Origin of the sequence: Thalassotalea euphylliae, from assembly GCF_003390375.1 — a bacterium.
Taxonomy (GTDB): Bacteria; Pseudomonadota; Gammaproteobacteria; order Enterobacterales; family Alteromonadaceae; genus Thalassotalea_F; species Thalassotalea_F euphylliae_A.
Genome location: NZ_QUOT01000001.1, coordinates 3,765,586 through 3,789,060 on the forward strand (window position 1 = coordinate 3,765,586; position 23,475 = coordinate 3,789,060).

At 45.7% G+C, this 23,475-nt stretch carries 21 protein-coding genes; 2 read left to right on the forward strand and 19 right to left on the reverse strand.

All coding sequences use genetic code 11. The features are described 5' to 3' along the window. Positions 1–107: 107 nt before the first annotated feature. The 4 genes from DXX94_RS16490 to DXX94_RS16505 all read right to left on the reverse strand — a co-directional run bounded on the left by DXX94_RS16490 (position 108) and on the right by DXX94_RS16505 (position 2,795). Complete coding sequence (locus DXX94_RS16490; protein WP_116017571.1) at positions 108–554, reverse strand: DUF4426 domain-containing protein; 447 nt, start codon at positions 552–554, stop codon at positions 108–110. A 58-nt stretch (positions 555–612) separates the two neighbouring features. Continuing rightward, on the reverse strand, positions 613–1,161 hold the full coding sequence (locus tag DXX94_RS16495) for a YggT family protein (protein ID WP_116001001.1): 549 nt from the start codon (positions 1,159–1,161) through the stop codon (positions 613–615). A gap of 84 nt (positions 1,162–1,245) precedes the next feature. Next, positions 1,246–2,055 (reverse strand): pyrroline-5-carboxylate reductase, encoded by an 810-nt coding sequence (gene proC / locus DXX94_RS16500; RefSeq protein ID WP_116017573.1) that lies wholly within the window; start codon positions 2,053–2,055, stop codon positions 1,246–1,248. Positions 2,056–2,123: 68 nt separating this feature from the next. Beyond that, the gene (locus tag DXX94_RS16505; RefSeq protein WP_116017575.1) at positions 2,124–2,795 is read right to left on the reverse strand and encodes a YggS family pyridoxal phosphate-dependent enzyme; all 672 of its coding nucleotides are present in this window, start codon (positions 2,793–2,795) and stop codon (positions 2,124–2,126) included. A 38-nt stretch (positions 2,796–2,833) separates the two neighbouring features. Between DXX94_RS16505 and DXX94_RS16510 the strand changes: the two genes are divergently transcribed. Both DXX94_RS16510 and DXX94_RS16515 read left to right on the forward strand, forming a co-directional pair. Beyond that, a complete protein-coding gene (locus tag DXX94_RS16510; protein ID WP_116000998.1) occupies positions 2,834–3,877 on the forward strand; it encodes a type IV pilus twitching motility protein PilT in 1,044 nt (347 codons plus the stop codon). Between the two features lie 55 nt (positions 3,878–3,932). After that, on the forward strand, positions 3,933–5,078 hold the full coding sequence (locus DXX94_RS16515) for a PilT/PilU family type 4a pilus ATPase (RefSeq protein ID WP_116017577.1): 1,146 nt from the start codon (positions 3,933–3,935) through the stop codon (positions 5,076–5,078). Between the two features lie 115 nt (positions 5,079–5,193). Here DXX94_RS16515 and DXX94_RS16520 read toward each other — a convergent pair whose 3' ends face one another. The 15 genes from DXX94_RS16520 to DXX94_RS16590 form a co-directional block, all read right to left on the reverse strand. Then, positions 5,194–6,330, reverse strand: coding sequence for a DUF1513 domain-containing protein (locus DXX94_RS16520; RefSeq protein WP_116017579.1), 1,137 nt, complete (start codon positions 6,328–6,330; stop codon positions 5,194–5,196). A gap of 33 nt (positions 6,331–6,363) precedes the next feature. Then, positions 6,364–8,622 (reverse strand): TonB-dependent receptor family protein, encoded by a 2,259-nt coding sequence (locus DXX94_RS16525; RefSeq protein WP_116017581.1) that lies wholly within the window; start codon positions 8,620–8,622, stop codon positions 6,364–6,366. Positions 8,623–8,655: 33 nt separating this feature from the next. Further along, the gene (locus DXX94_RS16530; RefSeq protein WP_116017583.1) at positions 8,656–9,834 is read right to left on the reverse strand and encodes an imelysin family protein; all 1,179 of its coding nucleotides are present in this window, start codon (positions 9,832–9,834) and stop codon (positions 8,656–8,658) included. Between the two features lie 8 nt (positions 9,835–9,842). Further along, the gene (locus tag DXX94_RS16535; protein WP_258872242.1) at positions 9,843–11,306 is read right to left on the reverse strand and encodes a di-heme oxidoreductase family protein; all 1,464 of its coding nucleotides are present in this window, start codon (positions 11,304–11,306) and stop codon (positions 9,843–9,845) included. Between the two features lie 3 nt (positions 11,307–11,309). Next, a complete protein-coding gene (locus DXX94_RS16540) occupies positions 11,310–13,007 on the reverse strand; it encodes a di-heme oxidoreductase family protein (RefSeq protein WP_116017587.1) in 1,698 nt (565 codons plus the stop codon). 268 nt (positions 13,008–13,275) lie between these two features. After that, positions 13,276–14,694 carry an imelysin family protein gene (locus tag DXX94_RS16545; RefSeq protein WP_116017589.1) on the reverse strand — a complete coding sequence of 473 codons (1,419 nt, stop codon included), beginning with the start codon at positions 14,692–14,694 and terminating at the stop codon, positions 13,276–13,278. 502 nt (positions 14,695–15,196) lie between these two features. Next, entirely contained in the window at positions 15,197–15,907 is a 711-nt protein-coding gene (locus tag DXX94_RS16550; RefSeq protein ID WP_116017591.1) for a pseudouridine synthase, read from the reverse strand. A gap of 59 nt (positions 15,908–15,966) precedes the next feature. Further along, positions 15,967–16,926 (reverse strand): AEC family transporter, encoded by a 960-nt coding sequence (locus tag DXX94_RS16555; protein WP_116017593.1) that lies wholly within the window; start codon positions 16,924–16,926, stop codon positions 15,967–15,969. A gap of 47 nt (positions 16,927–16,973) precedes the next feature. Continuing rightward, on the reverse strand, positions 16,974–17,417 hold the full coding sequence (gene ruvX / locus DXX94_RS16560) for a Holliday junction resolvase RuvX (protein ID WP_116017595.1): 444 nt from the start codon (positions 17,415–17,417) through the stop codon (positions 16,974–16,976). A 189-nt stretch (positions 17,418–17,606) separates the two neighbouring features. Continuing rightward, on the reverse strand, positions 17,607–18,161 hold the full coding sequence (locus DXX94_RS16565) for a YqgE/AlgH family protein (protein ID WP_116000986.1): 555 nt from the start codon (positions 18,159–18,161) through the stop codon (positions 17,607–17,609). Positions 18,162–18,208: 47 nt separating this feature from the next. Further along, on the reverse strand, positions 18,209–19,162 hold the full coding sequence (gene gshB, locus DXX94_RS16570; protein ID WP_116017597.1) for a glutathione synthase: 954 nt from the start codon (positions 19,160–19,162) through the stop codon (positions 18,209–18,211). Between the two features lie 8 nt (positions 19,163–19,170). Further along, complete coding sequence (rsmE, locus tag DXX94_RS16575) at positions 19,171–19,926, reverse strand: 16S rRNA (uracil(1498)-N(3))-methyltransferase (RefSeq protein ID WP_116017599.1); 756 nt, start codon at positions 19,924–19,926, stop codon at positions 19,171–19,173. Between the two features lie 98 nt (positions 19,927–20,024). Next, positions 20,025–20,327 carry a hypothetical protein gene (locus DXX94_RS16580; RefSeq protein WP_116000983.1) on the reverse strand — a complete coding sequence of 101 codons (303 nt, stop codon included), beginning with the start codon at positions 20,325–20,327 and terminating at the stop codon, positions 20,025–20,027. Between the two features lie 202 nt (positions 20,328–20,529). Next, positions 20,530–21,897, reverse strand: a complete 1,368-nt coding sequence (locus DXX94_RS16585; RefSeq protein ID WP_116017601.1) for a sensor histidine kinase — start codon at positions 21,895–21,897, stop codon at positions 20,530–20,532. Then, positions 21,887–23,293: a sigma-54-dependent transcriptional regulator gene (locus tag DXX94_RS16590; protein WP_116017603.1), complete on the reverse strand. Its 1,407-nt coding sequence runs from the start codon at positions 23,291–23,293 to the stop codon at positions 21,887–21,889. The genes DXX94_RS16585 and DXX94_RS16590 overlap by 11 nt, the downstream gene beginning before the upstream one ends. Positions 23,294–23,475 lie beyond the last annotated feature (182 nt).

Genomic DNA, 23,475 nt, shown 5'->3' on the forward strand with positions numbered 1-23,475 from the left:
CATAATAAAGCTGGGCTCAACAGCTTTAATTTCATAACAAAAAAGCCGCTTTCAGTTTCCTAAAAAGCGGCTAAATCATTTACTACAGCAGTGCTGGCTGCTTTGAGTTAATCAACATAAAAGGTTTGGTTAAACATTAACTCATGGGTTTCGCTGCCATCAGTAATGGTGAGCTCAAACTTAACCTTTTCTTTGTCGCGAAAGTTGAGTTGGGCGAGGTAGTAAATCGCCTGACCTTCACGCACTTCTTCAAAATCTAAGCGCTTGTATTGACCCGTTAAGTTTTGCGCTGTGCCAGAAATTGCCACCGCTTTAGCAGGCTTGTTGGCTTTGGTGTTGTCCATGACGGAAATGTTGATTAGCGCGTTATATTTACTGCGTTCGATACCGTAAGCTTTGGCAACTTGAGGCGTTAAAAAGGTCGCACCAATCGCCATATAGTGAACATCCATTGCCCCTAAGGTTTTCATGTTCTCTGCGCTAACGATTGTGCTGGTCAACGTTAAGGCGATAAGTGCAAACGCACTTGTCAGCCAGGTTCGAATTGATTTCATGATAATCTCCATTCGAAATTAATTATTATCAATTATAGCTAATATTACTGAAGTGGGATTAAACCCCACCCCAGTATGGCACTGCGCCAGTTAGCAAAATATTAACGACGTTTAACGCTAAAAAGGCAACTAGAATCGACAAATCTAACCCACCAATAACAGGCACTACACGGCGAATAGGGCGCAAGAATGGTTCGGTGAGTTGTTGGAAAATCACCATGGTTGGATTGTAGCCTTGTACCACCCAGCTCATGATTGCCATCACCAGCATAATAATAAACAGCAGGAAGCCAACTTGTTTAATTAGCGCTAATGTTCCTAAATACATGGCAAACAAGAAATCAATTTGACCTGTGCTAAGTCCTTGGAAAACTACCCATTCTAAAATGGCGAAAAATAACGCTACAACGATGGTGGCAATGTCTAGCCCGCCTATGCCGGGGATAATTCGGCGAAATGGTATCACCAATGGATTGGTGACTTTAACAACGAACTGGCTAAGCGGGTTGTAAAAGTCGGCTTGTACCATCTGTAGCCATACGCGAAGAATAAGCAAGGTAACGACGGCGTCGAAGAAAAATCGTAACAAGTAAACGACTGCTTCCATTAAAAACTCCTAGTTAAGAAAACAGCTCAATCATAGGTGACAGTGCCTTGATGATCGAGCTTAAACCAATAAAAAACTGTTAAATTATTTTGCTGCCATTTCTTTAGCTCTAGCTATTGCAGCTTGCATTGCACCGCTCACTAGCTCTGGCAGGCCGCCTTCGGTAAAGGCATTTAACGCCGCTTGCGTAGTGCCGCCTTTTGAGGTGACATTTTCACGTAGTTGGCCGATAGCAATATCATTTTCTACCACCATTTGTGCCGCGCCTAGTGCGGTTTGTTGCACTAAGGTTCGCGCTTCAGCACTGGTAAAACCTAAGCGTTCAGCTTCACTTGCCATTGCTTCCATAAATAAGAAGAAGTAAGCAGGGCCTGAGCCCGAAACCGCAATAATGTGGTCGATGTCTGACTCTTGCGCTAACCATTTAACAATACCTGTTGCTTTCATCAAACGATCGGCGGCTACGCGTTGTTCGTCGGTGACTTGTTCCGATGCAAATGCACCAGTAACACCCAAGCCCAGTTGTGATGGTGTATTAGGCATGGCGCGAATCACGGACTTATTTTCACCCAGAGCCGCTTGAATTTGTGTCATAGTGGTACCAGCAGCCACTGAAATAAAACACTTGTGCTCAATCTCGATAACTTCGGCAATCTCTTGGCAAACGGTGGTAATTAAATGTGGCTTAACACCCAGTACGACGATATCGGCATGCTCAGCGGCTTGGCTATTGCTTGAAGTTTGGTTGATGCCATATTCATTGGCAAGTGCTTCGCGCTTTGGCGCAGAAGGGTTCGATACGGTGATATTGCTTGGTTCAACATCATTATTTACTAGGCCTGCGATAATCGCGCGGTTCATATTGCCTGCGCCGATAAATGCAATTTTATTCATAAAGTTCTCTGTGCTTTGTCGTTTTTGTTCTATTTAATTTTATTTGCTCATTTTTTGATTATGCCGAGCTAATCTCTGTGACCAAAAATGGCCGTACCAATGCGCACCATGGTTGAGCCAGCAGCTACTGCCGAGTCCATATCATTAGTCATCCCCATTGATAATGTATCTAAGGTTTGATATTGACTTTTCAAGTCAGTAAACAATTGGTGCATATCGTTAAAAATAGACATTGGCGCTTGTTTTTGTGGAATGGCCATTAAACCTCGTAGGGTTAAGTGCTCGCAGTTATTCACATAGGCTGCAAGTTCATTTAGCTCGTTAATTGTCGTGCCAGATTTTGCCTGCTCACCACTAATATTCACTTGTAAACAGATGTTCAGGGGAGTATCTTGACCAGACCTTTGATCATTAAGGCGCGTGGCAATTTTAATTCGGTCGACACTGTGTACCCAAGCAAAATTTTCGGCAATAAGTCGAGTTTTGTTGGACTGAATAGGCCCAATAAAATGCCAGCATATATCTGACAGATGCGACAATTGAGACACTTTATCAACGGCTTCTTGAACGTAGTTTTCACCGAAGTGGCGCTGACCCGCTTGATAGGCTTGCATCACCATCTCTGCCGACTTTGTTTTACTAACCGCTAATAATTGCACCTCATCAGGGGCGCGATTAGCAAGTTGGCAGGCGTTGGTTATTTGTTGTTGGATTTGCGTTAAATTGTCTTTAATGTTCATAGTGATTAATGAAAATTTACCCGATATAAGAGGTTCTTATGGATATTACCGAATTATTAGCCTTTAGTGTTGAGCATAATGCATCTGACTTGCATTTATCGACAGGTACGCCACCTTCTATTCGCGTTGATGGCGATGTTCGTAAGCTAAATATTCCTGCCTTTGATGCCAAAGATGTAAACGCCTTAGTTTACGACATTATGAGCGACCGACAGCGTAAAGAATATGAAGAGCATTTGGAAGTGGATTTTTCCTTTGAGGTGCCAAATTTAGCGCGTTTCAGGGTAAATGCTTTTAATCAGGCTCGTGGGCCAGCAGCGGTATTTCGTACCATCCCAAGTAAAGTACTGACCTTAGAAGACTTAGGTTGTCCTGATATTTTCCGTGACATTGCCGACAACCCTCGTGGTTTAGTGTTAGTGACTGGCCCAACCGGTTCGGGTAAATCAACCACGCTCGCAGCCATGATTGATTACATCAATGCCAGTAAATTCCACCATATTTTAACCATTGAAGACCCAATTGAATTTGTCCACGACAACAAAATGTGTCTGATTAACCAACGTGAAGTGCATCGTGATACCTTGAGTTTTGACAACGCGCTGCGCTCAGCGCTGCGTGAAGATCCCGATGTGATTCTAGTGGGTGAGATGCGTGACTTGGAAACCATTCGCCTTGCCATGACCGCAGCAGAAACTGGTCACCTTGTCTTCGGTACACTGCATACCACCTCAGCCCCTAAAACCATTGACCGTATTATTGATGTTTTCCCCGCCGAAGAAAAATCTATGGTGCGTTCAATGTTATCTGAATCACTGCGCGCGGTTATCTCACAAACACTGGTTAAGAAAGTCGGCGGTGGCCGTATTGCTGCCCATGAGATTATGATCGGCGTGCCTGCTATTCGTAACCTGATTCGTGAAGATAAAGTGGCGCAGATGTACTCCGCTATTCAAACGGGTATGTCACATGGTATGCAAACCATGGATCAGTGTTTGTTGAATTTGGTTAACCGTGGCTTGATTACTCGCCAAGATGCGGCATCAAAAGCGGCAGACAAAAACCAGTTCCAAGGTTTTTAGGTAGACAGGCAAGCGTCTAGCGAAAAGCTTGTAGTAAAAGATTAAGGAGTAAATGATGGACTTTCATCAACTACTAAGAACCATGGTGGAAAACGAAGCCTCAGATATGTTCGTCACCGCCAAGCTGCCAGTGAGTGCGAAAATTAATGGTGAGTTACAGCCTATCGACCAAGAAGTGCTATCACCTGATCAGGCTCTAGGGCTAGTGCACGATGCAATGAATGACAAGCAGAAAGGGCAGTTTGGCGAAGAGAAAGAGTGCAATTTCGCTATTTCTATTGACGACATCGGCCGCTTCCGTGTTTCAGCGTTTTGGCAGCGAGATATGGCTGGCATGGTGATTCGTCGTATCGTTACTGATATTCCTGATGCTGACGATTTAGGCTTACCACCTATCTTAAAAGATGTGGTGATGTCTAAGCGCGGTTTAGTGTTATTTGTGGGGGGGACTGGTACTGGTAAATCGACCTCGATGGCAGCGCTGATTGGTTACCGCAACAAGAATGCGCGCGGACATATTTTGACCATTGAAGACCCGGTGGAATTTGTTCACGAGCATGGTAAAAGCATGATCACTCAGCGTGAAGTGGGGCTAGATACTGAAAGTTTTGATGCGGCGCTAAAAAGCTCATTACGCCAGGCACCAGATGTTATCTTGATTGGTGAGATCCGCTCGCAAGAAATCATGGAGCATGCGCTAGCGTTTGCTGAAACAGGTCACTTATGTATCGCTACACTGCATGCTAACAATGCCAACCAAGCGATAGACCGTATTATGCACTTGGTACCCGCAGAACAGCATAAAAAGCTTCAGTTTGACCTAGCGTTAAACTTGCGCGGTATTGTGGCGCAGCAGTTGATCCCAACGAAAGACGGCCATGGCCGTGTGGCGGCGATTGAGATTCTGCTTAACTCTCCGTTTATTTCTGAACTGATCAAAAAAGGCGAGGTGGGCAGCATCAAAGAAGTGATGGAAAAATCGAACGAGCTAGGTATGCAAACCTTCGACCAAGCCCTGTTTGAACTCTATCAGCAAGGCTTAATCAACTATGCCGATGCACTGCACCATGCCGATTCTCCAAATGATCTGCGCTTAATGATTAAACTGCGCTCGAACGATCAAAGTGGTACCGGTGGCCTGCAAGGGGTGACGCTCGCTGGTATGGAAGAAGATAAAGATAAAAATGAATTAGGGTTTTAGCGCTAGCTTATATAAAAACAAAATGGCGAATTAGCATCTGCTAACTCGCCATTTTTTTATTAAGGTCTCAAAGTTGAGATATTAGCTTTTTGCCCGCCAAGGCATTAACTTACTGCTAGCTTACCGTTAGATAGCCCAAATGGTTATCAAACTTAATACCATCAACAAATACGCTAGCTTGGCTGCTAGCTTTGTTGTTAGCTTGGCCGATTGGCAAGATTTGTCCTTTACCGCTGGTGGCGATAATGCCTTTACCATCAGTGCTCATAGCAAGCCCAGCGCCATCAGAAAAACGCTCTTTGGCGATAAAGCTATTATCATTAAGCGACCAGTAAGTCAGCATATCAGCGCGTGGGCAGCTAATGGCGACAAGGTTAGCAGCATTATCAATACATACGCTGGCGGTATAATGATTCATCCGTCGCCAAATAGCTTCGCTAGCGCTGAGATACTGTAAACTTGCTTCACCTTGGTGAGCAATGGCCAACGGAACAAGGTCTGATTTCGCCCCTTGATACTGCAAACCAGCAACCACTTTACCTTTCTCACTGACATCAAGATGACGAATGCTGAGTTGATGATTATCCAGCTCAAAGCTATCCACGATCTTGCCTGAAGTCAGCTCCATGTAAGCCAAATTTGGCTTCATGGTATCCAAATTCAGCTTTTTTCGTGGTAGATCTGGGTGCGTGAGTATGCCGCCATTGGCAATAACAATATGCTTGTTACCAGGCATATAAGCTAATTGATGCGGGCCGATTCCACCGGAGTCAAATTGCTCAAGCACTTGATAGGTATTGATATCACGCACCACAATTGCGCCGCGACCTTGCTGGTAATTGTTTTCCGTGGTGATCAGCACCTGCTGATTGCCAATACCATGACCATAAAAGTGAGAGCCAGCCTGAGGTGATACTTGTTTGACTATTTCGCCGTGGTTAAAGTCCACTTCAATAAAGTACTGGCCGGGACGACGGGCAAAAACAATCGCATGACCCGATTTAAATGGGTGCTCGATAATATCGTGGCCGCGTGCCGGCAGCTTAACGCGGCTGACTAACTCGCCATTTAAGCGATAAGCGGCGGCGTAGTGATTCCCTGATTTATCTGTGCTGGCGCTGATCAACCAATGCTGGGCTGCGCTGGTTGACTGGGAAAATATCAGGCCACCACCAACTGCCGCAGCGCATGTACCGATGGCAGCTGTGCCTTTTGCAGTAAAAGATAAAAAACGTCGTCTAGAAATACTCATACTGGTACCGAACTCTTTACTAATTACTTTATGCTAGAAGGTATATTTTACGCCAACGCTGGCTTGCTGAGGCTTGCCTGGGCGCGCACCAAACGGACGGCGCGAGACAATCACTTCTTCGTCAGTCAGGTTATCGACTTTGACATAAGTGCGTAGTGCATCGGTGACTTGATACCAAGCAGAGAAATCCCACTGCTGAATCTCATCTGTCATTAAGCTTTCAAGTTCAGTGCCAGTACCTGCGGCTTCTGGGCTTTCATCTGCGTGTTTAAATAACAACGCCGCACGCCAATTTTCATGCGCAATCGCTACTTCAACGCTGATCTGATTTTCCGGTAAGTAAGGTAACTTATCGCCTTTCGAGACATTGCCCCATTGTGAGAACGTCGATTGAAAATCATTCTGGAACTCGGCATCTGTGTAGGTGTAAGCGATGTTAATTGGCATGGTTAGCGATTGGCTAATGGCAAACTCCGCTTGAATACTTGATTCAAGCCCCACAACTTCCACTTCACCGCCATTAAATTCAACGTCTAGGTCGTCACGACAGCCTGAAGAGAAGGTACAAGTGCCTTTGAGGTTGTCATAGTCGTTGTAAAAACCAATCAGCTCAGCATTGAACAGCTCGTTGCTAAAGCGCATACCAAGCTCGTAGTTCCAGCTTTCTTCGGGGTCAATATTGGTGTCTTGGCCTGGGCTATTTGGCACAAAACCTTTGTTAACGCCAAATAAGAAACCCAATTCATCATTAACTTGATAAAACGCACCTAGCCCGGGCAATACCACGGTGTCGGTATCCGACTCTGTGGTACCTGCTAAGAAATCCTTCGCTTCGCCATCAATATATTCAATGCGTACACCTGCGGTCAGGTTTAGCTGGCCAAAATCAATGTCAGCATTAACATAGCTAGCAACCGCTGTGGCGGTATCTTCATTGTCGGTAATGGTTGATTGTGCCACACCAGAATTGACCAAACGACCATCTTGCATCAACAAGTTGTTTTGTCTGTGGTTGCGCTCTACTTGGTCTTGATGAATACGTAAACCTGCGTCAATGGCAACATCAGCATCCAACCAACGGGTGTCCCAAAATAGCTTACTTTCAATACCTTGCGAGTAGAACTTGCGATCGTTTAAGGTAAATAGCAGTTGCTCTTCGGTGGTCAATGAGTCGCGCTCACCCGTCAGTACCTGCATAAACAAGGCGTTTAAGCCGGTGTCAGGCGAAGTTAAAATAGTTTGCATACTTCGATTGGTATTAAAGCTGTTAAAGCGATCCCAATCGCGGTCAAAATCACGGCGGTAAGCCTGAGTAAATACACTCAGGCTGTCGGTAATGTCAATATAGTGCGACACTTGGAATTGATAATGCTCCCAGTCCATTTTATCGTCTTGGCTGGCTATGTATCGCTGATGTGGATTAATCGCAAAGTCGGCATCGGTTAAGCCTAAATAAGTTTCATCTGACTCTTCATCGGAATAGCCCGCTTTAAATTGCCATAGTTGGTAGTACTTACTGTTCGCTGGCGAGAAGTCGGCTTTGAACATTAGCTCGCGTTTGACAAAGCCCGTGTCTTCACCGTTTGGTAGCTCTTTAAAGCCGTCGGATTCTAAATGAATACCTTCAATTAAAAAGCCATAATCGCCGTATTCACTGTTTTCAAAGCGCTGGCTATAAACGCCGTGACCTTTCAGGTAACCGTCTTGACCACCAGCAATATCAATTTCTCTTAGTGGTGTATCGGCACTATCTGTGATCTGACGCGACACCATATTGATCGCGCCACCAATAGTATTAGGGCCATATTTAATCGCCGCAGGGCCTTTAAATACTTCCACTTGCTCCATGCGAGAAACATTAGGGAAATAGTAAGCAGCTGGCGCAGCATACGGTGCAGGGGCGATCAGTACGCCATCTTCCATGATGGCAACTTTACTACTGCGCTCTGTTGTTGCGCCCCGCAGACCAATATTAGGGCGTAGGCCGTAACCGTCTTCTTCACGAATATAAACGCCAGGTACACTTTGTAGCACGCGGTGAATATCGTCAAACTCATATTGGTTTAGTGCTTCTTCGTTGAGCACAAAAGCAGAGCCAGTTGCGGTGGCCAATTGATTGCGATGACCAAAAATACTGATCACTTCAATGCTTTTTTCTGCATTACTATTGCTTGCTTGTTGGCTCGCATTAGCGTCTGCGGCACTCTCAGCGGCATAGCCAAGCTGACTTGCTGCTAAAGCCGAATATGCTACGCCCAGCGCGATAGCAAGTTTAGAAAATTTGTTATTCATTACTACTTAATCCTTACTGCATTACCTGAGCGTCTAATCGCCATCGTTCGAGTTAAAACCGATGTTGATATCTGTGGTTTGGACAAATTCTGTGGAAATTACATCGCGGATTTCCCGCACTGCTTGCACCACCTCACTAATATTGGTGCGACTTGCTTCATTGTTTAACGCGTCGGCGTAATTGCCATTTAATGTTGCAGCGCTGGTGATGGCGGCATTGAGCTTTTCAGTCATCGAATTAGCAATCGCCGATTGGTCAAAATGACCCGTCAAAATGTCATCAAAGCCATGACCATTGCCTGCTGTGTAAATGCTCAGGAAGGTATCTAAATTCACTTTAATACTTGGAATCGATTCGTCGCTTAGCGTGAATTCGGCAATGCTTGGAATACCAGGTGCGCTGATCGCTAATGGCTCTAGCATTTTCTCGTCCTTCACTCGTTCAACGTGCTCTAGCCAGTTAGTAACCAATTCTTCGACTGCATCTTTTTGACTGGTAAAATCACCTGTACCGCTCGTCACTTCGGCGACAAAATTACCGTTGTCGGCGCGCCAGCCGTCATAAATATCGCCAGAGATATTGGCGACATTCGCTGAAATTGCGACCAGTGCTTCACAGCGTTTATCTTTATCGCTGGCACTTAGCAATGAGTTATTGCTCTGGGCATACAGCAATTGCTCTAGTGCCGGAATACCCTGTGCACCAACATTTTGCGTGGCAACGATGTCTGCGGTAATGGTTTCGCTGGTTGCTAATAAATTGCTAAGACCACGGTTTACCGCATCATTGGTATCTGGCCACAATTGCATTTTAAAGTTGCGGCTTTCCTCTAGCACAGGGCCTACACGCACCCATTGTGCTGCTTGCCAGTTGGCATTCATCGCTTGCCATGCGCTGCGTACTTCGCTCAGGTCGCTATTGCTTGGTGAGCTTAGTTGACAGAAGTTTTGTGCCGACGACTCCAGCGCTATCGCGCTGGTTTCCAGTCGCTGATAGCTTGGAATAATTACGTTATTACTGACATCGGTTAACCATTTAGCAAATTCTTCATCAACATTGGTGGTTGGCGTTGACGGCGTGCTTGGTGTTGATGGAGTGCTTGGTGTAGAAGGAGTCGAAGGCTCTGAACTTGAACCTCCACCACCGCCACCACAGCCAGTTAAGGCAAAGGCGATAATCATCGAACTTAAAATTTTGTTGTAGCTAGTCATGGCAGCTCCTAAATTGAATGCAAGAAAGTGAGTAGGGCGTTTCTTTCTTGTGCGCTAAGTTGTTTAAATTTCTGCTGGGCAGGTCGTGCTTCGCCGCCATGCCAAAGCACAGCTTCTTCAATTGAGCGAGCACGACCATCGTGTAAATATCTGGCTTCGCCAAGCACGGCTTGTTGCAAGCCAATGCCCCAAAGTGGCGGTGTTCGCCATTCGCGGCCGGTTGCTTGTCCTTCCATTGCGCCATCAGCAAGACCTTCACCCATATCGTGCAAAGCGAGATTGGTGTAAGGCCAAATGGTTTGATTGGCGAGATTGTTATCTGGGTAGTTACTGGCTGTGGTGTAACTTGGGGTATGGCAGCTGGCACAGCCGAGTTGGTTAAATAGCTGACGACCTTTAAGTGCTCGCAAAGACTGCGGGTTACGCGTTGGTGGCACGCCTAAATGTTGGCTAAAGGCCATTACCAAGTTCACCAATTTATCTGGAATTTCCACGCTCGTATGACCGCCAAGCTTTGATGCGGCGAAACATTCTAGTTGTGCCGGTTCGCAAGACTCTTGTGGAAAGACATTATTGGTAATGCCGATATCATCGCGAAACGCCGCCACCACTTGTTGCTTTAGACTAGGGTGTTTTGCCTTTAGGCCAAAACGGCCGACGCCTTTACTGCCATTGACATGATCCGCGACTCGATTGTAGCGCGGGCTAATGCCATCACCATTGGTATCGTCAGCATCTTCTTGCGCGAGCAAGTCTTGTTCGCTAATGGCATCGAGCAAGCCTGCGCCAAAGACATTTGGTGAAAAACGCGGTGAAGGTGCAATACCTTCGCTAATCTCGCCATAGGCAAGTCGCGTTAATTGATAGCTAGGTTTTTGCAACTGGTATGGCGTGCCATCGGCATATTCGCCATCAATAGTTTTATAGCTTAGGTTTAACCAAGCTTCACCGACCGGGCTTTTTTCCAATCGACCATGGTTAAACTTAATAGCGCGCGGTTGGATTTGGCCACCATAGTTGTGCCCATCAGTGTACTTTTCCGTAGCATAACGATCAGCAATTGGTCCCAAGCGAATTAACAAGGAAGTGGGTAAGTGCTCACCGTGTTGGCTCATTTTACCTCGGCTGCCGCCTTGGTGGCAGGCGACACAAGAGCGCGCATTAAACAACGGGCCAAGGCCATCTCTGTCTTTGGTCGAGCTTGGCGCAATGACCCAAGGATCACGAAACAGCGAAAAACCCGTCCAAAAATCTAATTTCGCTTTACCCTTGACGCTTTCGCCGGGGAAAATATAGCTGCGGGTCGAGATGCGCTTCATCGTCATTCCACCGCCGGGCTTTGTCGGTAAGGAGGCGGGAAGGGCGGTGCTTGCATCGTCAGACTTTGCCATAGCTTGTCCAGCACTTAAGGCGGCAATAGCAGCCACGACTGCGGTTGCTATTGCGTTAGGAGAAATTTGGCTAAACTTCATCACTTATAAACTTTCCAAAAAGCTCAGCAGCTGTGCACGCTCTGCTTGGCTTAACTGCATAAAGTTGTTTTTTGCCGTTTCAGCTTCGCCGCCATGCCATAAAATTGCTTCTTCGATGGTGCGGGCGCGGCCATCGTGTAAGAAAGTAGAATCAGCATTAACGGTTTGTACTAAGCCTAAGCCCCAAAGTGCTGGTGTTTTCCATTCGCTGCCGCTGGCATCACCTTGAATTAAACCATCAGCCAAGCCTTCACAGCGCTGCACGTACAAGCATTCTTGCGCGTTTGAATTACAGCTTTGCCCGTCGATTAACTCGCGCGTGACCTGACAAGAGCCGCCCATGTCGTGTAATAGCAAATCGGTATACGGGAAAATAACTTGGTTCGATAAAATCTCAATAGGCGCTGGATTAGGCTCTAAGCTGGTTAGAGTTAGCTGACCTAAGACACTACCCGGTGCTTCTTGGGTAATGTGGCGCGGGGTGTGACACGAGGTGCAACCTGAGTCAAAAAAGTGTTTACGTCCTTGCGTAACTTCATCACTCCATGTTTCGCTGTCGCGATCAAAACCGCGACGCGCTGGCACCCCTAACACGCGGTTGTAAAACTCAACCAGCGCCAGCTCGCGATTGGAAAAATCAACGTCATCGCCAACTTTAGATTCTTGCGCTGCCACTTGCTGACATGCTATTTGCGCATCGGTACATGGCTCATTGGTGAATATAGTGGTGGTAATGCCGATATCGCCGTTATAGGCCCCTGCCACTTGTTGCAGAACCGTTGGATTTTGTGCCTTGTAAGCAAAGCGGCCAAGCTCAGTTTCACCGCTAACGGCGCTGGTGACCATAGAGGCACGGCCTGAGATACCATCGTTATCCGCGTCGTCAGGATCGGCCAATTTTAAAATATTGTCGGCTGGAATTTCCGCCAGTAAGCCAACGCCGAACGCCTGTGGCGCAACACGTGCTGAAAAGCGAATATCGTCGCTAAAGGCACCAAAGCTTAAGTCACGAACTTTTAATACGGGCTTGCGTAATTGGTAGCTAGTGCCATCAGGGTAGCTACCCTCAATCATTTCATATTCGATAAATGGGAAAGCTTCACCGTATAGTTCGGTGCCATTAACTGAGCCATTGTGCACTGGCAAGCCTGAATTGAAGTCTGAGGTAGTAAAGCTTTGCTCAGCAAACGGTTGAATTTGATCGCCGTAGATCGGGTCGGCGCTACCATCACTGCGGCCAACTTTAACCAGCATACTCAACATAGGTGCGGTTGCTGATGCTGGTACCACGCCACGACCGTCGTTTAAGTGACAACCTTGGCAGTTACTGGTATTCAGTAGTGGCCCAATATCTTCATGAGGTGTTCTAAACAAATGATCGCCTGAGGTAAAAAAACCATCTAAACGAAAGTCATCGGCGATGGCCTCAGGCCTTGTGCTAAAAGCATCTTCGTTAGTGACAAATAAGGTGGTATCGCCACCTGCTAGGTACTCGTCCTTGATCGGTGTCTCTGCGCTTAGCGGTGTGAGGCCACTGTGATCTTCTGTTGGCGCTGGCGTAGTTGGCGGCTCAGGAGTCGTCGGAGGTGCGGTTGGTGGAGTCACAGGATCTTGCTCAGATGAACCGCCACCACCACAGGCGGTTAAGCCAATAGTGGTGGTAAGTAATAATGCTAGTGTTGCTAAATGATGTGCTTTCAAAAATCTGCCCCTCTGATTTGTGAAATAATCTTGTAAAACTGTTCGAGCTTTCTACTTAAAAAATCCAAGCGCTGCATAAAACAGCTATGTGCCTTGCTGATTGGATTACTATTAATTGCTAACTTCCAAGCGTGTTAAGTGTGCTTTGTTTCCTACTTGCTCGTGCTCTGCTAGTTGTGTGAAAACAAGGATAGGCTCGGTTGAGCCTATCCAGTTTCATCCTTGAATGTGGCGACAAATATTACGCTGCCGCCTTTGGAGTATGTGCTTAGATATCTTGATCTGTGTCCTGACGTATATCGTTAGTGGTTACGTTTAACGCGTCGATTGCTTGTTCGATATCGTCAGTTTGCTCAACTAAAGCTTCAATCACGGCAATCACGTTTGGTTGCTCAATCCCTTCTTGAATTAAGGTATCGAATGGCATACCTGTTTTTGCTTTGGTATCAATTACCGTTGCTGCAGCCATGGTCGCTTCAAGTGAACCTCGTAGTTGGTTAGCTAGCTCAGGCTCACCCTCAACAACAAGTAAATCGTGGATAGAAGCACCGTCAACGACTTCACCGTTAATGCGTGTGTAAGTGGCGTTGTAGCTGTTTTGAACACCTTTTGCGTTTAAGAAAATATCACGGTGAGTGTTGTCACTAAAACAAGAGTGCTCATCTTCTTGTGAGTCAGTTACGAGTGCGATATTGATACGCTCACCCGCTAATTCACCGAAGCTTAGACGACCCATACCTTCTAAAATGCGAGCTAATGATTGATCGCCACCTGCGGTAAATACTTTGTAGTGAACACCTTCACCCGGTTCCCAAGCTTCAGTAACTGCTTGTAAATCTTCAATTAGTAGATCGGCTGCTGCAATTAGGTAGTCGCCACGACGCTCACAAATTTGCTCTGCTGCAGCGTCAGGACCTGAAGTACAAGTACCAGGCGTTGTGAAGTAGTCAGAAGCTGGGCGTTGGCCGCCTGTTGCATCACGCGGGCCTGTACCGCTTTGATCTGCATTTAAATCTTGACCCCAAAGTAAGAATTCAATGGCGTGGTAGCCTGTGGTTACGTTGCGCTCGTCTTCACCAAATTCGAAGGTAGTGCGTAATGTTGCAGCGCTGATGGTAGGGTAGTCGGCTGTGTTAGCAATGATGTTATTTGATAACGCATTCGCCGCGCTTTCTGGACCAGCATCACCGTCTACTTGTGGAGCAACATAATCGATAATCGCTTCACCTAGTGGCCAAGCATTGATTTTGCCTTCTGGGCCGTCACCTTCTTCGCCGATAGTGCCATCTGCTTTTAATGCATCAATTGGGCCTTCGCGGAAACGGTATACTTCTGTTTGGCCGTAAGGTTCACGCGCCGCTAACCATGCATTTTTTGCTGCATCTAGCGTTGCGTCAGATGGCGAAGCAACTAAATCTTCAAGCGCTGCTTTTAGCGTTTGTGCGCTGATTAGAGAGTCAGAGTAAGCTGCATAAGCGATATTTGCATTCGTTTTGATAACGTCGTCACGGGTTACCAGTGCACTAACACCGTCAGTACCGTTTTGACCAGCAGCACCCGCTGCGCCAGCAGCACCCGCTGCGCCAGCAGGGCCTTGCGCGCCGTCGTCGCCATCGTCAACACAAGCAGTTAATGTGGTTGCAACCAAGAGTGCTGCAGCAATTTTCGTCAATGAGCTAACTTTCATTCTATCCTCGTCTTTCGTGTGATAACCCAATAACTAAGTGCTTACAACATGGGTAAAGCCATGCGTTGCCTTCTGACTGGGGTTGGTGAAGTAATTATTCTAAATCGCGCAATAGGTTAAAGAATCTAATTTATAAAATCAATGCTAATGATAATAATTATCATGCGTGATCTGGATCTTATTTAGGTTTGAGTTTAGTCAAGAGAGAAAATAAATCTAGAGCTTTTTATCAGCACTTAATAATAAATTGATTTGGCACAAGTTTTCCTGGTTCGGTGACTATAAATTGCACTGCTAAGATAAGCGAGAGATCTAAGTTTTGGAAATATTTAGACTAGCTAGTAAGTCTTAGCTTTTATGTTTAGCAGTTGTAAATAAGACTTTTTTGCGTAGTGCATTCAAGGAAGACTTTATTTAAAAGGTGCTTTGTAAGCCTCTTTAATTAGCAGGGCGATTTTTTCGTGTTGCTTATTGAAGGGGGTAGGACAATACCGTCAAGCTGCTATGCTTTTGCGCGTAAGATTTCATCTTGAGATAGCGGTCGGTAGTCGCCACTAGCAAGTGATTCTGGCAGCATAATGTTCCCAACTTGTTGTCGATGTAGTGCGACAACAGGATTGCGAAATCGACCAAACATACGCTTTATTTGATGGTACTTTCCTTCGGTTAACACCACATGAGCACGGTAGTCGTCGAGAATAGTCAGTTTGGCGGGTTGGGTGGTGATGTCTTCAAAACCGAAGTACATACCATCATTAAAGGCGCCGATGTATTCAGTTGTGAGTTTATTGGCAAGTGTTACCAGATAGTGCTTTTCAACTTTGTGTTTGGGATCGGTCAGGGCTTCTGACCAGCGGCTATCATTGGTCAGCAACACCAGCCCAGAGGTATTTAAATCAAGGCGACCAACAATGTGCAGCTCGTGTTTATAAGGCTCGTTAATTAAGTCTATAATGGTGTTGTGCTGCTGATCTTTGGTTGCACATACGACCCCAACAGGCTTGTGCAGCATCAAGTAATGAGCGCTATGGTTTTGGATGATTTGGCCATCCAGTGCAATTACTGAAAACTTATTGATGAGCTGGTCAACGCGAGTGGCAATATCACCATCAATAACAACACGCTGTTGCGCGACAAGCAAACGTACCTGCTTGCGATTGATGTTCAGGTAGTTCGCGATAAATCTGTCAATACGGCTTGTGCTAAGAGTCATTTGTACTTTTGCAAACTTTCTAGCTTCAAAACTAGGCGAAAAATAATGTTACCTATTGCTTATGCAAGGCCAAGCCAAATTAGCCAAAGTGGCAGAGTGATTACTGCCGTAATTGTGCTGACTACCACGCTACTGGCAACAGCTTTACGGTGAACTTGATGTTGCTGAGCAATTAAGTAGGCATTAACGCCCGTAGGGCAAGCACTTAAAATCACTAACACTTGCACGATAAGTGTATCCAGTGCAAAAGCATATTTTGCCATTAGGTAAACTAGCAGCGGTAAGATAATCAATTTAATTGAGCTAGCAAGCGCGATAAAGCGGCGTTCACCGCGGATATCGTATTTGGCAATCGAGGCACCTAGCGCAATCAATGCTAAGGTGATGGCTGGTTGACCTAACATTTCAAGTGGTCGAGCGATTAATGCTGGAATGGTTATGCCGAGTGCATTAACCAGCAAGCCCGAAAGAATACCAAAAACGAGTGGGTTGGTGAGTGTTTGTTTGGCAAAGTTTAGCCAATTGATACCTTGCTCTGCACTGTTATTTTTAACTTCAATATGTTGGCTCGCCGCAATCGCGCTAGTCAGCGCAAATAGCATCGCGCTATGAAAGGTAACAATAAGAAATATAATGGGCAGTGCGCTATCACCGATGACCAAGAGCAAAAGTGGTAAACCGACAATTATGTTGTTGGAGTAACTGCTAGCTAGCGCAAATACCGCGGAGCCGCCGCGATGCTTTTTGTAATCAGGATGGAGCAGAAAGTTAAGCGTAAACCCCAGTGCAAAACAGAGCAGTACGGGGAAATAAAAAGCGGCTATTGGTAATGGGTTTAACACACTGGCCAAGTCGGCGGTTGCCATGCGATAAAACAAAAAGGCCGGAATAAAAATCGTAAAGGTAATTTTGCTTAACCCGCTTAGCTGGCCGTCAGTAAGCCATTGACGTTTTGCGATTAAGTAACCAAGCAATGCCAAGATGAGCAGTGGACTAATAATCGATAAGATATTAATCAAAGAAAGGATCCCTGAGTTGATAAGCCATTAATGCGCTAGTTTGAAACTTAACCGTATAGCTGCTCAAAAAAGCTTTCAACAATCAGCTTCGCCGATTCGGCGTCAATATTATCTTTGGCGAGATTACGATAACCGCCGCGGGCAAATAACGATTCTTTTGCCGCTGCTGTGGTTAAGCGTTCGTCATTAAACTCAACCGTAAGTCCGTATCGACCAAATAAGCGATTACCAAATTTTTTGGCATCTCGGGTAAGTTGTTGCTCACTGCCATCCATGTTCAGCGGTAAGCCAACAATCAGGTAATCAGGCTGCCATTGCTCGATAAATTTAGTCAGTGCATCCCATTGGGGAATACCGTCTTTCGCTTTAACTGAGCCTAGTGGCGAAGCGGTACCGGTAATTTCTTGGCCAACAGCAACGCCAATATATTTTTTACCAAAATCAAAACCTAGGGCGGTGCGCTCACCGACAGGACGCTTGGATTTCGCCATTGAATGTAACTCTCAAGATGATTGTATGTTCGCGATAAAAGCCAGAGCAGTAGAGATATACGCTACTCGCTTTTAAGGTGATGATAATAGAAGGTAAGTCTACACTTTGTTATCCCCAAAGAAAATTAACAAAGTGCAGTATTCGCAGTTATGTATAGCTCAAGCTAAGTGGATTAGCGCTTTGATATGCTAGGCATGGCCAACATCAGATGATAGATGGGCAAGGTCGATACCTAACTTTTCTGTCGCTTTTTGCCAGCGTTGCTCGATGGGTGTTTCAAACAATATTTTGTTATCAGCAGGCGTGGTTAACCACGAGTTTTCGGCAATTTCTTTTTCTAATTGGCCTGGGCCCCAGCCAGCATAGCCAAGGGTAACCATAAATTGTGGTGGTGCTTGCTCCGTACCTAATGCCATTAAAATATCTTTTGAGGTGGTGATCATCACTTCATCGCTTAATGCGAGTGAGCTTGACCAGCAATCTTGCGGGCTATGTAAAACAAAGCCGCGTTGCTGAGCAACTGGGCCACCGGTCAGTACTTGTTGCTCAAGCGAGTCAAGCTGAGGCTTGTCGGCGTCAATTTGCTCTAACAACTCGTTCAGAGTGAGCTCGACTGGCAAGTTAATGATCAGCCCCATCGCGCCATCGTCATTGTGTTCACAAATATAGGTGACGGTGCGGCTAAAAAAAGGATCACCCATGGTTGGCATAGCAATTAACAACTGATTTTCTAAACTTTCCATCGAGTGCTCCTTTTTTCTGATACAGCTTTTTTGATACGGCAACTGAGTTAGCGCTGAGCCAATTCTTGCTCAATAGCGTCCATTAACTTGCCTGATATGTTAATGGCAAACGCCGCTTCAATTTCACGAATGCAGGTTGGGCTAGTGACGTTAATTTCAGTGACCTTATCGCCGATTACATCAAGACCAACAAAGAATAAACCGCGTTTTTTCAGCTCTGGTGCAATCGTTTCTGCAATCAGCTTGTCGCTAGCAGAAAGTGGTCTTGGCTCACCGCTGCCACCTGCTGCTAAGTTGCCACGGGTTTCGCCTTGCGCCGGAATACGCGCTAAGCAGTATGGCATCACTTCGCCGTTAACAATTAGGATGCGTTTGTCGCCGTCTTTAATTGCTGGCATATACTCTTGCACCATAGCATATTGACTGCCATGCGCGGTTAAAGTTTCAATGATCACACCAACGTTGGCATCGCCTTCTTTAATGCGGAAAATCGATGAACCACCCATGCCATCAAGTGGCTTGATGATCACGTCTTTTTCTTGTTGATGGAATGCGCGAATTCGATCACTGCTGCGGGTTACGAGTGTTTTTGGCGTAAGCTCAGGGAACCAGGCGGTAAATAATTTTTCATTACAGTCACGTAAGCTTTGTGGCTTGTTAACGATTAAGGTACCCGCTTGTTCGGCGCGCTCCAGCATGTAAGTAGCGTAGATATATTCGGTATCAAACGGCGGATCTTTTCGCATTAATACCGCGTCTAGGTCAGTTAACGAAATATCTTGTGCTTCGTCTAAATCGTACCAATGCTCGGCATCATCGTAGACTTTTACTGGGCGAACGGTTGCTCGGCACTCACCTTGCTCAAGGTATAAGTCATTCATTTCGATATAAAATAATTGGTAGCCACGTTGCTGTGCTTCCAACATCATCGCCATTGACGAGTCTTTTTGTACTTTTACTTCAGAAATTGGGTCCATTACGACCCCAAGTTTAATCGTCATACTGTTTCCTATAAATCGCCAAAGCGACATTGTAATGCCGTAATCGCAGTTAGCGCGGCAGTTTCAGTTCTTAATACACGTGGCCCAAGTAATACGTCGGTAAAGCCAGCATCACGGGCGCTGTTAATCTCTTCGTCACTGAGGCCACCTTCAGGGCCAATCAGTAAGCGCACTTGATTGGTTTCCACCGGCAAACTCATAATTGAATGCTGGGCACGTGGATGTAAATTTAATTTTAATGCTTCCGTTTGCTGTGTTTGCCATTCGCTTAAGCTAACCGGCGCTTTCACTTCTGGCACTAAGCAACGGCCACTTTGCTCACAAGCGCTAATGACAATTTTTTGCCATTGCTCCTGTTTTTTCTTGAGGCGATCACCAGTTAGCTTCACGCCACAACGTTCCGTAAATAGTGGCGTTATGGTTTGCACCCCGAGCTCAACCGATTTCTGCAAGGTGAAATCCATACGATCACCGCGCGAAATACCTTGCCCTAAATGAATATTTAGCGGCGATTCGTTTTCAACAATTTGCTCGCCCTCAATTTGCGCAAATGCCTGCTTTTTCGTGACATTGACTAAGCGTGCTTGATATTGAGCATAGTAAGGAGCAGTTTCTCCCTCATTAATTTGCCCATTAAACAAAGTAATCGGGTCACCATCGCTTAATCGCAATACCCTGACCACATGACCGAAGGCATCATCAGATAATTGCACTTGAGTATTCACGGCTAATGCCTGATTAAGGTAAATTCGAGGGTTACGCATTGCGATATTGTCTAAAAATCAGCTTGTTAGAATGCTTACAAGATTGGGATTGGCAGGGCAAAAAACAAGACTGCTTACTAAAATTTTCACACTGAAAATTAGGCTTCACGTTTGAGTGACCCAAGCACATAGCCAGCAATGGAGCTAAGTAAAGCGATGGCCGCCTCCGATAGCTGCCCCGCTAAGGCTAAGTAAGCTGCGGTGACTAAAATTGCAAAAACGGTAAGAATTTTTAGCGAGTTACCACCATTAAAGAACTCTTTAAGTGAATTTGAAGCCGCCTCTGGCGCATTCTTAATGGCGACGATTGCTGCAATTGCTGAAATTAGTAGGGCGGTAATTAGCACTATAGTAAGTGCATAAATCGCAATTAAGGGCAGGTTGGGATCAGTAGGCTGCATGCTGTTTACCTTATACCTTAGTGAGCACCTTAGCGAGTAAGGTGATAGATAGAGCTTAACAGCGGTGTGTAATGTTTGCGTAGTTTTAACTACTAGATTCTATTGTCTACTAGCTTACATTGTTTAAATTAACTTTTGTGTAAATCTGTTTTAGCGCTTTTTATTGCAACAAATTTGACTGCAACTAAGCACCGCATTTCAGCTAAAAGGTTAAGTTAAAAGTGCAGCCCAAATCAGAATTATTCGCCAAACTGATAAAACCGCCATGGGCCAGCATAATTTGCCGAGTCAGTGCTAAGCCAACTCCTGAGCCCTCGCGTTTTGTAGTAAAAAATGGAACAAAGATCTTTTCTGCAACTTCTTCGTTAATGCCACACCCATTATCACTGACTTCAATCAGCACACGGCCACGGGCATTAAGGTTGGCAGTAACGGTAATTTGAGCTTGCTTGGTCTCTGCAACGGCATGTTCGGCATTTTGCAATAAGTTAATCAGTACTTGTTCTAACATATCGGCATCTGCCGTTAGCGTCAGGCTAGTAGGGATCACGCTAAACTGATATTGAATACCTTTGCTCGACCAATGTTGGCAAGCAAGGCGTTCAACATTGTCAAAAAACTCGCTCAGTTTGATGGTCTGCTTATTCGGCGGTGGTAAGCGAGTTAGGCGTCGGTAGCTGGTAACAAACTGCATTAAGCCATCACTTCGCCTGGCGACTGTATTTACCGCGTCGGTGACATCGTTGAGCTCTTCGACTAATTCTGGTTGATTCGTTACCTGCTTAGCAACATCGTCAACCAAATCAACAGCAGTTTTTGCTAGCGACGCGACAGGTGTAATGCTGTTCATAATCTCATGGGTTAGCACGCGCACTAAGTCCTGCCATGCGCTGAGCTGAGCGGCATCCAGCTCAGATTGAATATCCTGCAAACTGATCAATAATTCCTGCTGTTGACCAATCGTGATGGCGGTCGCTGAAATACTGAGTTGATGTGGGGTATCGTCAATTTTGATGGTGATCAGTGAGCGCTCACCGGGTGTCAGGCTGACAAGGCGTGAGCTAAAGTCGGGGTGAAATTTATCAAGGTCGCTAAGCTTAGTGACTGAGTGGGTGCCGAATAGGCGTCGTGCGCTATTGTTCCATAAGGTAAGCTTGTTGTGGGTGTTCTTTTCAGTCGAAACTAGGCTGATCAGTGGCACAGGCACATGTTCAACTACCGCTTTGAGATGGCGCAAGGTTTCTTCTTTTTGATTTCTCGCCTGTTGCAAACGCTCAAGAATATCACCAAAGGCTTTGCCAAGTTCATCAAAACCTGTACCTAGCTCACTTAAATCAAAACGCTGCGAATAATCCGCATGGCGCGCCGCCTCGAAAAATCGCACTAGCTCGCCATTGGTTTTGTTAACATAGCGAATTAATTCATAAAGCTGGGCGATAAGCAGCGCAGTGAGCAATATAGTGGCAGCATGATAACCGGGCTGGCTAAGCAGCAGGCTTAGCAAGAGCAATGAAACCATTGCCAATATGGTGCGGCTAATAATGCGTAGGGAAAATTGTTTAAAGCCCATGTTTTTCCATCCGGCGATAGAGCGCAGCGCGTGTTAAACCCAGCTCCTTAGCGGTGTGACTGATATTGTAAACGTGCTTTTTTAATGCTTGAGCAATCGCCATTTTTTCAATGGCATCGAGGTTTAACTCGTCTGGCAAGCTGACAGTGTTTGGTGCTTTATCGGCTTGGCTATATGAAGCGACGCTAGGTGTGTCATGTGTTAATTGGAAGTCTTGCGGGCTCAAGGTATCACCCTCGCATAAAATAATGGCACGTTCTATCGCATGGCGCAGTGCGCGAATATTACCGGGCCATTGGTAATCAAGCATGGCGGCTTTCGCTTCGTCACTAAGTTGTAATTTCGCTTTTTGGTATTTTTTACAGTACAGAGTAATAAAATGCTCGGCGATAGCAATAATATCTTTGCGACGTTCACGCAGTGGCGGTAGGGTGATTTCCACCGTATTTAAGCGAAATAGCAAATCTTGGCGAAAGTACTGCTCATCACATAACTTAGCTTTACTAACATTAGTGGCAGCGACGATACGAATATTAAACGCTTCTTCCTGGTTGCTACCTAGCGGCGTGACTTTGCGCTGCTCTAAAACGGTCAGTAACTTGGCTTGCAAGTGAAGTGGCAGATTACCTATCTCGTCGAGAAACAATGTACCACCTTCGGCGGCTTTGATTTTGCCAATTCTGTCTTGTTGAGCGCCAGTAAATGCCCCTTTTTTATGGCCAAATAGTTCACTTTCGAATAGCGATTCTGAAATCGCCCCTAAATCGACCGATAAAAATACTTGCTCTGCGCGCGCACTTTGGCGATGAATATCACGAGCGATCAGCTCTTTACCTGTACCGTTTTCTCCTAAAATCAACACATTGGCATCGGTTGGCGCAGCTCGGCTGACCAGTGAGTGCACGTTTTGCATCGCAGGGGAGTCACCAATAATGGCGTCGCTACGGGTTGTAGTTGCTTGAACCAAGGCTTGATTGGTCACTTTTAGTTGCTGTGATTCGGCGCGGGTGTGTTTAAGCTCTAACGCAGTAGTCACGGTGGCAATTACTTTTTCGTTATGCCAAGGCTTGGCTATAAAGTCGGTCGCTCCTTGTTTGATCGCCTCTACGGCAATATCAACGCCGCCGTGGGCAGTGATCATGATCACTACTACTTCAGGTGCTAGTTGCTGAATTTGGCTTAGCCAGTGAAAACCTTGCTGACCAGAGCTTTCGCCGGGACCAAAGTTCATATCCAGCAAAATCACATCAAAGCTGTTATCAGCCAGTAGGCTTGGTAATTGCTCTGGTCGGTTGCAGATATCGACTTGGCTGAATTTTCGTTTCAGTAATAGCTTGCCAGCAACCAAGATATCTTGGTCGTCATCGACAATAAGAATATGACCCTGTTGTTTCACTTAACTCTCTTAATTTATTTTTTCGTGCGCGTTTTGGTATGTGCATACAAAGTGCTTACTTTCAAAGCACTTATTTCTACAGCACTTACTTTTCAAAGCACTTATTCCTATAGCACTGCGTTGTCCAAACTGTTCATAAACGTACACCTAGTGTTCATAAACGTACAGTTTTTTCATTACTA